This is a genomic window from Rhodococcus sp. NPDC080181, from assembly GCF_040702225.1.
GTDB lineage: Bacteria > Actinomycetota > Actinomycetes > Mycobacteriales > Mycobacteriaceae > Rhodococcoides > Rhodococcoides fascians.
On the sequence record NZ_JBFBKN010000008.1, the window covers coordinates 1 to 14192 of the forward strand.

The following is a 14192-nucleotide window of genomic DNA, read 5'->3' on the forward strand; positions in this document are numbered from 1 at the left end:
GTCGGTGCAGTTGTGGTAACCACACCGATACCGGAGGTCCTCACCTATCTGTCGCTGCCACGCCGTCCACAACGTCCCTGCTCATTACAACTAGCCGTCAAACTTACCGAGGAGTAAGGTCGCCTCGCATGGCGAGCTACATCGTGACCGGCGGTACCGGGTTTCTGGGTAAGAACGTGCTGCCCCGACTTCTCGGACGTGATGCGGACGCCCTCGTCCATGTACTCGTTCGACCGCAATCGGTCGCTCGACTCGAGAAGCTGGCCGACGCTCTGGACGGCGGCGACAGAATCCGCCCACTGATCGGCGATCTCGTCGAACCCGGGCTCGGTCTGAAAGACGTTCCGGCCGACGTCGATCACATTCTGCATCTCGGTGCCGTCTACGACCTCACGGCGGGAGACGAGCAAACCCCGACCAATGTCGCCGGAACGGCGTCGGTGATCGAACTGGCGAAAAGGACCGGCGCTCGTCTGCACCACATCTCGTCGATCGCAGTGGCAGGTGACTACCGAGGGACGTTCTCCGAGAACGATTTCGACAAGGGGCAGAACTTTCCGACGGCGTATCACCGCACCAAGTTCGAGTCCGAGAAACTGGTTCGCGGCAGCTCCGCCGACTGGCGGGTGTACCGCCCTGCTGCCGTGGTCGGGCACTCCGAGACCGGCGCGACAGACAAGATCGATGGCCCGTACTACTTTTTTCCACTGTTCGCCGAGCTGGCGAAACTGCCTGCGGTCCTGCCGATCACGGTACCCAAGATCGGACACACCAACCTGGTTCCGGTCGACTACGTCGCGGACGCCATTGTGGAACTGGTTCACCGAGACACCCCGTCCGGCAGCGTTTTTCACCTGGTGAATCCGGAGCCTCAGTCGATGGCCGAGGTGTACTCCGCATTCTCTTCGGCTGCCGGATCCCGCGCCAGAATCGTCGACATCCCAGGGAAGCTGGTTGCCCCCGTGGTGTCACCCACATCCGCAGCGGTTCGGAAACAACGCAACGCTGCGCTTCGCGATCTGGGCGTGCCGCCGGTGATGCTCGATCATCTGACTCTGCCGACCGTCTTCGAGTCCGCAACGACACAGAAAGCATTGCAGGGCAGCTCCATCGCACCGCCGCCGCTGCGGACGTACGCCGACCGCCTGTGGCAATACTGGATCGAGAATCTCGACCCCAAGCGCAACCGCCGAGACGACCCACGCGGTCCGCTGTTCGGACGTCACATCGTCATCACCGGCGGGTCCTCCGGTATCGGCAGGGCCAGCGCCGAGGCCGCAGCGCGAAAAGGAGCGGTGGTCATCGTGCTCGCGCGCGGCCAAGATCAGTTGGACGAGGTCGTCGAGCAGATTCGCGCCGACGGCCATGTCGCTCATGGGTATTCGTGCGATGTCACCGACAGCGAGTCGGTCGAACGAACAGTGAAAGCGATACTGCACGACCACGGGCACGTGGACATGCTCGTCAACAGCGCGGGCCGATCCATTCGCCGCGCGCTCTACCGTTCCACCGACCGACTGCACGACTACGAACGCACCATGGCCGTCAACTACTTCGGAGCGATTCGTGTGGTGTTGGCGCTACTGCCGCACATGCGCGAACGCAGCTTCGGGCATGTGGTCAACATTTCCAGCGCTGCAGTGCTGGGGCACCCTCCTCGGTTCTCGGCGTACGTGGCGAGCAAGGCAGCACTCGACGGTTTCACCGATGTTGCTGCAGCAGAGACGCTCTCGGATGGAATCACCTACACGACCATTCACATGCCGCTGGTGGACACCCCGATGATCACCCCGACGGGCGACAAGAACGTCGGCACTGTCTTCTCACCGGAGAAGGCAGCCGCGATCGTCATCCGCGCATTGAGCGACAAGCCGAAGCGAATCGACACCCCACTGGGAACACTCGGACAGTTCGGGGCCATCTTCAGCCCCAAAGGCAAAGATCGCACGATGCATCAGCACTACCGAAAATTCGCCGAGTCGGCCGCCGCCAAGGGCGAAACGCCGGTACCCGTCGAGGACGGGAAAGTGCTCTATCGGGTTCGGCCGTACGACCCGTCGACCCCCAGCGCGCGTATCGGCAAGGTCGTCCGCCGCATCGGCAGGTTGGTACCCGGCACCAGTTGGTGACGTGCACGTCAGGGGGCCACGGCAGTCCACAGGGTCCAGCGATCGCGTTCGATCAACTCACCTTCGGCCAGGCGAGCCCTCAGATGCTCGACCAACTCCGTAAGTTCGACGTCGGAGAGTTCGTGCAGGATCGAGCGGCCTGTTCTGCCCGCGATTTCGTCGAGGTATTCGTCAAGGCCGGAGTAGCGGCGACGGGTTTCCCAGAATTGCTGCGTAGCGACATCGACGAATCCAGCTCGGGACAACGCGTCACGGACATCGTCGACGCCATGCCGTCGTCGAAGTTCGATGTCCATCAGCCGTGGAAAGGCGTCGAAAAATAGCCGCGCGGGTTGGTTGCAGAGCCGGACAGCCCGGCGTCCTCGGCCGTGCGGTCCTGGATGATCACCGTCCCACCCGGTCGTAGAAGCCGAGCAGACTCGAGCGCCACTGTGTAGGCGTCGGGCAGATGGTGAACGAGGGCGCGAGCGAACACGATGTCGGCTTGTCCGTCGGGCAAGCCGGTGTGCTCGGCACCAGCGCAGACGAATTCGATATCTTCGGGCGACGAGCGTCGGGCCGATTCGAGTATCGGCGGACTCGAATCGATCGCCGCCACACGCGCCCCCATCGAACGCCAGGCCCGCGCATAGGTTCCGCCGCCGCACCCGAGATCGACCACGTGCGCTCCGACCGGATCGACGATACGGACGACGGCGTCGATCCAAGAGGAGTCGGCCTCACGGTTCGAGTAGGTGTTGTTGTTGCGCGGATCACGAAAGTCGATAGGCATGTGAACGAGTACAGCGAGCCACACCGAGGGCGTCCACCATTTAGTGTGGGGCTACATGTTGGCTATGCATCTTCGGGCCGCCGACTTGGCGGACACGTCACTGACCGTCTCGCCTCTGTTCGAGACGGTCCTGAGCCTGCGCACATGGACCGCTCCGAACCGGCACCCACTGCACGAGCCCTGGCGACGACGCGTCCGATCGGCATGGCAGCAGTGTGACACCGAGATGCTGACGGCGCTGGTCTCTCCCGATGGGAGAATCCCGGATTTCCTCGCACCCCGACCGCCCACTCAGTCGCCGGCTTTCGACGACGAGATCGCTGTTGTCGGGGCAACACCGGCAACCGAGATGCGACGCGATATCGCGGCCGCTTTCTCCGCTGACATTCCTGCGGTCCTCGTCGGTCCGGCCCGAGCGGTGCGTACCCGTGCAGTCCATGCGCTCTCGTACTACTGGGCAACGTGCCTCGAACCCGACTGGTCCAGGATCCGAGCAGTTTTGGATGGCGATCTGGACTACCGCGCGCAACAGCTTTCGCACTTCGGGGCACGAAAGATGTTCGAGCATCTCGATTCTCGTGTCCGATGGGACGATGGCGTGCTGTGGGTCGACAGGCTAGAGGACCAGGTGTGGGTCGACGTCGACGGACGTGGACCTCCTCTCATTCCGTCGGTGTTCGTGCACGGCGCGATCACGCAGACGAGCCCGACGCGAGCTCCCTCCCTGGTGTATCCGGCCCGCGGGCGAGGCGCAGTGTGGGACATGGGGCGGACAGCTCCGAACCGGGCGCTGACCAATCTTCTCGGCACCCAACGTGCAACGATTCTCACGCTGCTCGATGCGCCCACCACCACCGGGGAACTCGCTGCGGCACTGGCCGTCTCACCCAGCGCAGCGAGCCAGCATCTTCGCGTTCTGCGCGAAGCAGCGGTGGTGCGACGCGTCAGACAGGGACGATCGGTGTTGTACGTACGCACATCGCTGGGGGAAGAGTTGCTCGGGCGGAGTCGATAGACCGCCCACCTTCACGCTGTCAGTCGGTGATTCACCGCGCTGACATAGCAACACTCGACCATGGAGTGGGCGGTTCCCCCGCCATGGTGGCATTTCTGGCCGGAGGATACGTACGCAGAATCCCATCGGAGGAGAAGGCCATGCTCGAGGGATTGGGAGACGCGTACGCCGACTACATGGCACGCTCGAAACGATTGGTGCCCTTCGTTTTCTAGCCTGGTTTTTCCTCAGCGCAACAGAGCTCTTGCCCACACTCGCAGAAATCCCTGACTCAGGTATGTCAATGAGCCGATGGCCAGTATCCATTTGACGGTGCTGACCACGGTGGTGGCGCGGACAACGGTGTCGGAGATCTGTTCTCGGTTGTCCACCAGTATCAGCCCGACGACGTTTTCGATGTAGTCACCGGCAGCGGAGGCCACCGGAGCGACGGCCAATGCCGCCGTTACTGCAGGGCTCAGCGAAGTCTTCGCAGCCAAACTCCTCGCACCCGCACGCAGTGCGATGGCATAGATGGCCGGGTGGACGAAGTCGGGCAGATAATGACTGCGGAAGCGGGCGATTTCCGTCTCGTCCATGCTCGCCAGAATCTGCCGGTACCGCTGTTCGGACCAGGCCGTCTGCACGGCAAGCACTTTCGGTGCCGCGGGCCCGAGCAACCGGGCGATATTGGCCTGGGAGACGACGAACAACGCCGACCATCCCAGTAGCTTCCGATCCAGCACAGTCAGCGACATGAGAGCAGATTACTGCGCCAGAAATGGACGAACTACCGCTTCGAAGGCTGAGTAGCCATCGCGGTGGATGCTGTGTCCGGTCCTGAATGCCTCCACTCGACAGTTCGGAATGCTCGCCACCATCGCGTCGAGCCGAACCGGATCGACCATGCCGCCCGGACCTCCACGAAGTACCAACGTCGGAGCAGTGATGTCGGCCAACGACTCCCACCACCGCGGGTTCGGCCGACGGAACTGCTCGAGAGCAGTGGCGGTCATCGATCGATCGAACGCGAGTACCGCACGGGGATGCAGAACAACGCTGGTCGCCGCATGCCAGAGTTCGGTGACCGACGGCATCCGACCGGTCAGGGTCGGCGGGGCGTCCCCCGGCCTGATCGGTATCGGAAGTTCTTCGAGAACCAGACGGCGAACGAGAGACGGACGACGCTGCGCCACGAGCGAGACCGCGTATCCACCGAGTGAATGCCCGACGAGATCGACTTCGGTGAGCCCGAGGTGATCGATCAGGGCGAGGAGATCACCGCCGAACATGTCGAACTCGTACGTGGGCGTGTGGGCACTCTTGCCGTGCCCTCGGAGGTCGACGGTGATCACCCGGCGACCGTGCGCGGTCAGAGCCCGAGCGAAGCGATCCCAGGTTCCGCTGTCTCCGCCCATGCCGTGCACCAGCATCACCGGCGCCGCACTCGTGTGTTCCTGCGGCGCGAACGAGCGATACGCGATGTCGACGCCATCGAGGTCGACCGTCTCGGACATCATCTGCATTTCCCCGACGGTAGCGGTTCCTACTCGTAGATTCCTTCCACCCGCCACAGACCGTCGTCGAACACCAGCAGCAACGCCCTCTCGTCGTCGAGTACCACCTGTGCCCGCGCCGTCGGCCCCGTCGATCCTTGCCCGCTGTCCCACCACCGTTCGTCGACGGGCCACGGCCCGGCCAGGCCCGTCAACTCCCATTCCTTGGTCCCCCACCGCAATCTCTTGGGCGGCGCATCGAACACACCGCGGTCGGTGACGCCGATTCCCGAACCCGCTCGATTCATCAGCGTCACTGCCGGGCGTGTCTCGATCACCGCTGCCGGTGCCGGCTCGGGTAGTCGGCCCGGCCACGGGGCCGATGGATCGGACAGCGGCACCAGCTCGTCTCCCAGTGGACGCAACGTGATCCGCTCGGCCGGCCCGCGTCCACCGCTGAGAACACCCCCGAACACCGATTCGCCACCGAGCAGACCCTGAACGCGTACCAACGCCCGACGCGCCCTGTCGTCCTCGTCACCGACACTGCCCCACAAACCCAGCTGCAACTCCCCTGCTGCCACCACTTCGATCGGCTCGAGGCGCAGGACGGTGATCGCCGACGTCGGCTTGTTCTCGCTGCGTCCGGTGATCCAGCCGTCGAGTTGCCACCGCACGCGATCGGCCGTGCCCTCCGGCGTCAACGGCTCGGCGCACCGCCAGATTCGCGACAGATTCTCACCGTTGCCGGTACTGGCGTGCACCAGCAACCGAGTGCACGCAACAGCAGCCGCGGCGAGCTTGGTGTGTAGCTGTTCGGCCAATGCGCGCCCGGCGAACGCGGCTGCATCTACCCGATCGATCGGCGGATCGCACAGATACTCCACATCCAGGTCGGGAGGCAGAGCACGGGCAGACGGCGGCCTTTCGGGCTCACCGCGGGCACTGCGATGCGCCAGTACGGCATCGGTACCGAATCGCGATGCCACATCCGACGGAGACAGGGCAGCGAAGTCCCCGATTCTGCGTAAACCCAAGCGGTGCAACAGATCCACGAGTTCACCACGATCGGCCGCGGCCATACTGGGCTCCGCCGAGAGTTCGGCGATCGGTAACGGCGAAAGAAACCCGGCACCACCGCCGCGCGGCACCACCTGTGCGTACCGCGCGGCGACGACTGCGGTGGACAACTCGTCGGCAATCCCGATCTGACATTCGACACCGGCAGCCGACGCTTCGTCGATCAACCGCTCCGCGGCGCGATGCTCGGTACCGAAGTACCGTCCGACACCACGCGCTGCAAGAACCAACAGGCCCGGCCGCAGCACTTCGACGCCGGGGGCGATGGCCGCGACAGCCGAGACCACGGGCTCGAACAGGCGTGCATCACGATCGGTATCGGCAACGGCCACATGCACGTCGGGGCACCGCGCCTGCGCCTCCCGGCGACGTAGGCCACGCTTGATGCCCGACGCCCGTGCCGTGGCCGAGCAGGCGACGACCCGGTTGGCCGACGTGACGACCACCGGATGCGTCGCCGGTAGATCGGCCTGAGCTGCTGCGGCGACGGCAGGCCAGTCGGGACACCACAGCGCCAGAACACGGTTGGACTGGCCGGTACTCATGTCGAGACCGCGATCGACAACGGATTCGACTCCTGCTGTTCGGCGTGCCATTCGATGCGGCCGTTCTCCGCACGCAAGTCGAATCGAACCGTACGAGGACGCATCGCTTTACCCCGCGCGCACACCGACAATCGAACCCCGCGCAGCCGGCCACGCCCCAGCTCACGGCCTGTGCCGAGGCCGTCGTAGCCGTGCACCGACGCGTCGAGTCGTAGCTCGGCTCCGTCCCAGTGCCCGTCGGTCACCACCAACGTCGACCCTTTGCTGCGGGCGCGCGCCACCACTGCCCTGGCCCGAGTCGGTGGTACCGACAGGCCACCGAGACCGAGGACGACGAGATCGACGCCGTCGAGCAGGATCGCCGCCACTTCCACCGGGTCGGGGCCGGGATCGGGAATCAGAGCCAACTTGCTCAGTTGCGCGCCCATCTCCACCGCAGCCAGCAGCCCGAAGCGGGGCTGGCCTATGACTGCGACATGGCCACCGGCACCGGTCACCGCGGCCACCAACCCGATCAACAACGAACCGGCACCGGACACCGAGGCCACCGTTCCGCGCACCAGACCACCGTGCGGAAGAACCTCCATCAGCGCCGACGGCACCGGAAGAACAGGCCGCCTACGGGTCGGTACCGACACCTGCTCCGAGCCGTCGACGGCGTCGGATTCGGGGTCGGTAGGGCGGGGACGAACGGGAGCAGAATTCTCGATCCGCACCGAGGCCGTTTCACCGCGAGACGGTACGGCAGCCATCCGACTGCGCAGCAGCGCCACCCGCTCGGGAAGCGACAACCCGTCGAGCGCATCCGGCGGTACGGAAGCCTGTGCTGCAGCCTCGGAAACAGACATGTCACTCCCCTTCACTGCATGAAAAATCGAGCCGAAACACCGGTGTTCGACGGACGCGGGAAGTGACGTATTCGAACACAATTTCGATCTGCACCCAGTAAAGCCGTTCGGACGGCAACTCGTCAAGGCGATGCCGTAGCCCCAGGTAGAGGCGGTAGTACCGCTGCTGCGGGCACACCGCGGCATCGTCCACTAACCTGTGGACGTGACCGATCAGCAGCGTGTTCGACGGGGAGTCGGGCCCGACTACCTCCTCGCCGGCAGATACCGTCTCGCCGGCAAGCTCGGCGGTGGCGGCATGGGCGCGGTCTGGCTCGCCACCGACACCCTTCTGCACCGGCAGGTGGCCGTCAAACAGGTCACCTCCACCACCCGATTGACCCCGGAACAGGCAGTGGACGTGCGCAACCGGGCCATGCGCGAAGGACGGATCGCGGCCCGCCTGTCGAGCCCACACGCCATCGCGATGCACGACGTCGCTCTCGTCGACGGCGAGCCGTGGTTGATCATGGAATACCTGTCCTCACGCAGCCTCGCGCAGGCGCTCGGCGTCACCGACTCACTACCACCGTTCGAAGTCGCTCAGATCGGTGCGCAGATCGCCGACGCCCTGACCGAAGCACACGACGCCGGAATCGTGCATCGCGACATCAAGCCGGGCAACATTCTGATCGCCGACCGCGGCAAGGATCTGGGCATCGTCAAGATCAGCGATTTCGGTATCTCCCGAGCCAAGGGTGACGTGGAGGAAGCCGACGACAGCGTCATCACCGGCACCCCCGCATACTTCGCCCCCGAGGTCGCCCGCGGCCAGGACCCCACTGCGGCCAGCGATGTGTTCTCCCTCGGTGCCACGTTGTACACCGCAATGGAAGGTGCGCCGCCCTTCGGCATCGATCACGATTCGATTGCGCTCCTGCACCGAGTTGCCAAGGGGCAGATCATCTCTCCCACTCGCAGCGGAGACCTCACCGGCCCACTACTGCACATGCTCGAGCCCGATCCGGCTCGACGCCCCACCATGGCGCAGGCCCGTGACGAAATCATTCTTGCCGCAATAAGCAAGCGCGGCACTATCTCTCAGTTGCGCGGAGTACCTCTGACCTCAGCGGACGGCGTCGTCCCCGCCTGGGCGAGACGGTCGACACCCGTCTCGGAATCTCGTCGACCGTCCCGAGAATTCGGACGCACCATCGCCGGTCTGCCCGCCGTGCAACCGGGAGAGAGCCGAACGGATCCGACTCCCTCCTCGTACTCACCGCCGCCGTTCGACCTGCCGAAGAAGAGAAAGAACCCCGTCCAGGACGCACTCATGCGCATCGAGGACGTCATCGGCGACCGGACGTCCATCCCGGCGACGGCCATCCTCGCCGGACTCGTCGTGATCGTGATTCTTCTGATCCTGGCCGTCGTCCTGTTGCTGTAACAACTCCCGCGCAGTCCGTCCGATCAGCCGAGAACCGGCATCACCAACGTCGTCAGAGCGCCGTCGAGCGCGGAACGCACCAGCATCGGTTGATTCGGTGCAGCGATATCGAGCATCAGATCCGGTCCGACGGCCGATGCGACGGCGGCCTGCAGAACGGCCGCATCGAAGAACACCACACTCTGTGAACCGGTCACCCGTGCAGGAACCGGAACACCATCGACCGAGAAACCGTCGGGCCCGGCCTCGATGCGCAGGGTACTGCCGTCGACGGGAACGAAATCTCGTTGCAGCACAACCCTCGTCACGGTCGGAGCCAGACCGTCCATCATCGTGCGCCAGTCGGGGAATTCACCGTCGACCGTGTTCACCGCCACCCGAGAACCGTCGGAGTCGATCACCATCGACTCGTCGGTTCGCGTCAGCACGAGGGTGCCCGAGGCGGGGACGGCCGCGAGGGATCCGACGGCCAGAATTCGCGACCACGGAAGTCCGGGCGAGCACTGCGTGACGAGACTGCGCGTGGACAATCGATACCGATCCGTCGCGGTGAGGGTGACACTGCTTCCGTCCACCTCGATCAGTACGCCCTGCAGTACCGGAAATTCTTGGCTCACCCCGGCCGCCGACGAAACCTGCGCCATCGCCGAGGCCAAATCCTCGGCTGATACCGTTGCCGTGCAGTATTTTTCGTCGAACAACCGGCGAATCGACACTGCTGCCTCGGCTGCCGCCCGCGCCTGTGCAGCCAGAGCTTCGACGTGTCGATCCACGATTTCGATGGCGGTAGTTCCATCGCCGTCGAGGGCAGCGGCAACCTTGTCGAGTGGCAACCCGATCTCGCGCAGCTGGCGAATGATGTTCGCCCGCTTCGATTGTGCGCGGGTGTAGTAGCGATAGCCCGATTGTGCATCGATGGACGCCGGGGCCAGCAACCCGCAGTCGTCGTAGAACCGCAGGGCGCTGGGGGTCAGCCCGCTCTCGCGCGCGAACACACCGATGGTCAGGAATTCTTCGTCCGAATCAGTCATGCCGAAATCCTGAAGCTTCGCGTCGGTCGAAGGTCAAGCCCAACGCAGACGGCCTAATCGATTCGACGCTTGTGCGCCCACCGCGTCAGTGCATTCCTGTTCGATTGTTGGGTCTTCCGAAGAACATTGGACGCGTGCGTTTCGACGGTTTTGACCGAGATGAACAGATCCTCGGCGATCTCGCGATACGTGTAGCCGCGCGCCAGCAACCTCAGCACTTCGAGTTCACGGGGCGTCAAAGAATCCAATTCCGGATCCAACGGCGGCTCGGGAGCTGCGCTGCGGCCGGTGAACGAGTCGAGGACGAAGCCGGCCAGACGCGGGCTGAACACCGCGTCTCCCCCGGCTACGCGTCGGACGGAATCGGCCAGTTCCGAGCCGGAGATGGTCTTGGTGACATACCCCCTCGCGCCGGCCCGGATGACGGCGATGACGTCCTCCGCTGCGTCGGACACGCTGAGCGCCAAGCACACCGGGCCCTCGGCGATTCGGTTGAGCACGGCCACTCCACCACCGTCGGGCATGTGCACGTCCAGGAGCACCACGTCGGGCTTGGTGGAATCGATCCCCGACACCGCCTCGGCGACTCCGCCTGCTTCCCCGACGACGTCGATGTCCGCCTCACGGCCCAGCTCGGCGCGTACTCCCGAGCGAAACACCGCGTGGTCGTCGACCAGAAAAACGCGGAAAGGGTCGGTCACGTCGGCTGCTCCTGATGGTTGGATTCGGATTCGGTGGTCACTGCCCCGCCGTTGCGTGGCATGAAGATTCGTACTTCGGTTCCCTTACCGACTGTGGACCGCACCTGGACGGAACCGCCGCGGCGTTCGATTCGTCCACGGATGGACTTGGCCAGTCCCTGTCGGTCCTCGGGCACCGCGGACTCGTCGAAGCCCGTACCGCGATCGCGGACGAACACACTGACCTGCTCGGGTTCGGTTTCGGCGAACAGATCGATGTTGGTCTCACCGGAATGTTTGGCCGCGTTGACCAGAGCTTCACGAGTGGCCCCCAGCAGCGCAGTGAAGCTCTCTCGCGACAGCCCCGATTCGACGTCGTCCGGCAACAGGTGCACGTCCCCGACCGTGATGGGACGGACCGTCACGCCATGTTGATCCTCGACCTCGCCGGAGATGGTCTTGAGCGCATCGGCCAAGCTCGAATTGTCGGTGTCGCCGCCGTCGAACAACCACTTGCGCAGTTCTCGCTCCTGCCCACGCGCCAGCCGCATGACCTCCTGCGGCCGATCCGCCTGCTTCTGAATGAGCGCCAACGTCTGCAGCACCGAATCGTGCAGATGCGACGCAATCTCTTCACGTTCGTCGTTTCGGATACGCGCCGATCGCTCGGCCCCGAGCGCACGCCAGGTCCGCAACCAGATCGGCACCGTCAACAGACCGACACCGACGAGGGTGACCACCACGGCCAACAGGGACGACCGAAGCGACGCGAGATCGACGCGGGCCAACACCACCACGGCCAGGCCCAGGACGATCAACGTCGCGCCGCCGACGACACGGGCCCAGCTGAGCACGGTCGGTTGCTTGGGCAGCCCCAGCGCCGTCCGCGGCCCCTCGGCATCGAATTCTCGCCACACCAGGGCAGCACCGACGACGACCACGACGACCGGCACGACGACCGATGCCGCGGTACCACTGAGCAACCAGGCCAGACCAACGGCGAGTCCGAGGCCGATGGCGGCCAGTCCCAATGCTCGTTGCCGCTCGGTAGCGCTCGGACGTGCCGTGTCGTCACCGACCGGGGTGAACATCCAGATCAAGCCGTACGCAACGATCCCTGCACCGGCGGACGCCGCGAGCAACGCGAACGCCACCCGGATCTTGAACACGTCGACACCCAGATGATCGGCGAGTCCACCTGCGACGCCGCCGACGATACGACCGCCGCCGCGGCGTCGATACGGTTCTGGGGCCGAACGTTCCAACGCTGCACGAGAAGCCGAACCCGACGCAAGGACAGGGTGCGGCGGGAGGGGACGGGTCGACGGCGCAGCACCGGGCGCGGCGGACGCGCCGACGGCGGCGTCAACGGCTGGATTGTCGACAGGGTGCACGCCCACGATCCTGGCACGGCCGAGGGCGGTACCGCATCAGGGTTCGCCCTGATCTTTCGCCCTTGCAACAGACCCGGGTGCAAGTCCGGGGTACGAGATCAGGGGAATCCCTGATGTGTTCCGAGGTCCGAGCCGACACGATGGTCATCATGAACAACGTGACCGTCTCGGATCAGCTACAGCAGATGTGGCGCACCCGTCCGCACCGCTTGCCGCAACGCGGACACGTGGCGGGTGTAGCAGCCGGTATCGGCTACCGATACGACGTCGACCCCGTACTGATCCGGGTCGCATTCGTCGTGTCCACCCTCTTCGGCGGCACCGGAATCGTGCTGTACCTGGCGGCGTGGCTGGTCCTCAGCCGCGCCGGCGACTCCGCCTCGGGGGTCGAATCCATGGTGGGCCGCGGGCACAGCTCCGATTCGACGACCAAGACCGTCGTCGTGGCGGTCGCGTTGGTGATCGCACTGTCGACACTCGGTCCGGCCGGTGTGGGACTCGGCGGATCCGGCGTGATCTCTCTCGCGGCGATGCTCGGCGGACTGTGGTTGCTTCACCAGCGCTGCCCCGAGCCGCCGCCGTACCTGCGAACAGCGGAATTCACCCGGCAGCAGTACGCACCGATGCCCTTCGGCTCGTCCACCACCTCCGCGGAGCAGTGGTCCGCCGCGCAATACCGGCCGCCGCAGTTCCAGTACGAGCAGTACACCCCGTACACGACGCTGCCCAAGAGCTACGAGCCGACACCGCAGACAACAAAGCCGGTATCGGAATCCGGTACTGCACCGACCGTCGACCTCACCAAGAGCACACGTGCCGAAAGTACTTCTGCCACTGCCGTTCCGACCACACCCCAGGCCGTGACACCTCCGACGTGGGACCCATTGGGAGTGGCACCGTTTGCGTGGGACCTCCCCGAACCGGCCGGCACCTTCCCACCGGCACCGATCGAACGTAAGCGTCGATCGCGTTGGACGGCAAGCTTTCTCGGCCTAGCATTGCTCGGCGCTGCCGTCACCACCGGACTCGGAGCACTGACAGGTTCCGACTGGATCACTCCGGGCCGCGTCGGTGCCGTCGCGTTGTCGATCATCGCAGTGGGTCTGATCCTGGGTGCATTTCTCCGAAAGGGCTACGGCCTGTTGGTCGTCGGCGCGCCGCTGGCCGGGTTCGTCATCCTGGCATCGGTTGTCGGGCCGGTGAATCTGGACGACAGTGTGTCGGGCGCGCAACGGGTTGCCCCGACCACCGCCGCCGCACTTGCCCCCGCCTATGACGTCGGCTTCGGTGAACTGGACCTCGACCTCACCGGCCTGACGCTCACCGAGAACAAGACGGTGACGATCGATGTGACGTTCGGCAGTGCTGTGGTGACCGTACCGAGCACGATGAGCATCGAGACGAAATGCAACGCCGAATTCGGTTCGGCCGAGTGCGGTGGTCCCGGCGTCCGCGCCGGAAAGGACGCACGACCCGACGCGCCGGTCTTGACGATCGAAGGCGATGCGACATTCGGAGAACTGAAAGTGGTGCAGCAATGAGCGACAACGGGATTCACACCGAATACGGCCACGGAGACAGTTCTTCGGACACCGCGGCACAGAGTTCGAGCAGGCAGGGCCCGTCGGCTCCGTTGTTCCTCGCCGGACTCGCCGCGCTGATCGTGGCGATCGCCGCGCTGATCGGCCAGGACGCCGTCACCGCCCTGGCCGAGGTTCAGTTCCGCTGGGTGTTCGTCATCGCTGCGGTAGTGGTGGGTGCGGCCTTACTGCTGGGTCCCAGCAGAAAGCACTGAAC

15 protein-coding genes are annotated in these 14192 nt (G+C 64.9%); 6 read left to right on the forward strand and 9 right to left on the reverse strand.

Annotated elements, in window-relative coordinates; all coding sequences use genetic code 11:
* Positions 1 to 128: 128 nt before the first annotated feature.
* Positions 129 to 2129 (forward strand): SDR family oxidoreductase, encoded by a 2001-nt coding sequence (locus AB0O58_RS11675; RefSeq protein ID WP_283542200.1) that lies wholly within the window; start codon positions 129 to 131, stop codon positions 2127 to 2129.
* Positions 2130 to 2137: 8 nt separating this feature from the next.
* On the opposite strand, the gene AB0O58_RS11680 is transcribed toward AB0O58_RS11675, so the two are convergent.
* Positions 2138 to 2425 (reverse strand): hypothetical protein, encoded by a 288-nt coding sequence (locus AB0O58_RS11680; protein ID WP_283542201.1) that lies wholly within the window; start codon positions 2423 to 2425, stop codon positions 2138 to 2140.
* Positions 2425 to 2901 (reverse strand): class I SAM-dependent methyltransferase, encoded by a 477-nt coding sequence (locus tag AB0O58_RS11685; RefSeq protein ID WP_283542202.1) that lies wholly within the window; start codon positions 2899 to 2901, stop codon positions 2425 to 2427. The genes AB0O58_RS11680 and AB0O58_RS11685 overlap by 1 nt, the downstream gene beginning before the upstream one ends.
* Positions 2902 to 2956: 55 nt before the next feature.
* On the opposite strand from AB0O58_RS11685, the gene AB0O58_RS11690 reads away from it, so the two are divergent.
* Together AB0O58_RS11690 and AB0O58_RS11695 are read left to right on the forward strand one after the other, a co-directional pair.
* Complete coding sequence (locus tag AB0O58_RS11690; RefSeq protein ID WP_363797595.1) at positions 2957 to 3916, forward strand: helix-turn-helix domain-containing protein; 960 nt, start codon at positions 2957 to 2959, stop codon at positions 3914 to 3916.
* Positions 3917 to 3942: 26 nt separating this feature from the next.
* Complete coding sequence (locus AB0O58_RS11695) at positions 3943 to 4131, forward strand: isoprenylcysteine carboxylmethyltransferase family protein (protein ID WP_155288656.1); 189 nt, start codon at positions 3943 to 3945, stop codon at positions 4129 to 4131.
* 12 nt (positions 4132 to 4143) lie between these two features.
* Here the strand turns inward: AB0O58_RS11695 and AB0O58_RS11700 are convergent, their stop codons facing one another.
* Genes AB0O58_RS11700 through AB0O58_RS11715 form a run of 4 tightly spaced genes read right to left on the reverse strand, consistent with a single transcriptional unit; the run spans position 4144 to position 7864 of the window.
* Entirely contained in the window at positions 4144 to 4653 is a 510-nt protein-coding gene (locus AB0O58_RS11700; protein ID WP_283542205.1) for a hypothetical protein, read from the reverse strand.
* A 9-nt stretch (positions 4654 to 4662) separates the two neighbouring features.
* Complete coding sequence (locus AB0O58_RS11705; protein WP_167329919.1) at positions 4663 to 5415, reverse strand: alpha/beta hydrolase; 753 nt, start codon at positions 5413 to 5415, stop codon at positions 4663 to 4665.
* A gap of 26 nt (positions 5416 to 5441) precedes the next feature.
* Positions 5442 to 7016: a DNA polymerase Y family protein gene (locus tag AB0O58_RS11710; protein ID WP_204846465.1), complete on the reverse strand. Its 1575-nt coding sequence runs from the start codon at positions 7014 to 7016 to the stop codon at positions 5442 to 5444.
* On the reverse strand, positions 7013 to 7864 hold the full coding sequence (locus AB0O58_RS11715; RefSeq protein WP_032365600.1) for a hypothetical protein: 852 nt from the start codon (positions 7862 to 7864) through the stop codon (positions 7013 to 7015). The genes AB0O58_RS11710 and AB0O58_RS11715 overlap by 4 nt, the downstream gene beginning before the upstream one ends.
* 205 nt (positions 7865 to 8069) lie before the next feature.
* Here AB0O58_RS11715 and AB0O58_RS11720 point away from each other — a divergent pair, with 205 nt between their 5' ends.
* A complete protein-coding gene (locus AB0O58_RS11720; protein WP_366238204.1) occupies positions 8070 to 9290 on the forward strand; it encodes a serine/threonine-protein kinase in 1221 nt (406 codons plus the stop codon).
* A 23-nt stretch (positions 9291 to 9313) separates the two neighbouring features.
* Here the strand turns inward: AB0O58_RS11720 and AB0O58_RS11725 are convergent, their stop codons facing one another.
* The 3 genes from AB0O58_RS11725 to AB0O58_RS11735 are packed head-to-tail and all read right to left on the reverse strand — an operon-like array spanning position 9314 to position 12266.
* Positions 9314 to 10321 (reverse strand): MerR family transcriptional regulator, encoded by a 1008-nt coding sequence (locus tag AB0O58_RS11725; protein WP_366238205.1) that lies wholly within the window; start codon positions 10319 to 10321, stop codon positions 9314 to 9316.
* A 53-nt stretch (positions 10322 to 10374) separates the two neighbouring features.
* Positions 10375 to 11022 carry a response regulator transcription factor gene (locus AB0O58_RS11730; protein ID WP_027496373.1) on the reverse strand — a complete coding sequence of 216 codons (648 nt, stop codon included), beginning with the start codon at positions 11020 to 11022 and terminating at the stop codon, positions 10375 to 10377.
* Positions 11019 to 12266 (reverse strand): PspC domain-containing protein, encoded by a 1248-nt coding sequence (locus AB0O58_RS11735; RefSeq protein WP_205024643.1) that lies wholly within the window; start codon positions 12264 to 12266, stop codon positions 11019 to 11021. Before AB0O58_RS11735 ends, AB0O58_RS11730 begins: the two co-directional genes overlap by 4 nt.
* Positions 12267 to 12544: 278 nt before the next feature.
* On the opposite strand from AB0O58_RS11735, the gene AB0O58_RS11740 reads away from it, so the two are divergent.
* Both AB0O58_RS11740 and AB0O58_RS11745 read left to right on the forward strand, forming a co-directional pair.
* On the forward strand, positions 12545 to 13936 hold the full coding sequence (locus tag AB0O58_RS11740; RefSeq protein ID WP_366238206.1) for a PspC domain-containing protein: 1392 nt from the start codon (positions 12545 to 12547) through the stop codon (positions 13934 to 13936).
* Positions 13933 to 14190, forward strand: a complete 258-nt coding sequence (locus tag AB0O58_RS11745; RefSeq protein ID WP_027496370.1) for a hypothetical protein — start codon at positions 13933 to 13935, stop codon at positions 14188 to 14190. Before AB0O58_RS11740 ends, AB0O58_RS11745 begins: the two co-directional genes overlap by 4 nt.
* Positions 14191 to 14192: the final 2 nt, after the last annotated feature.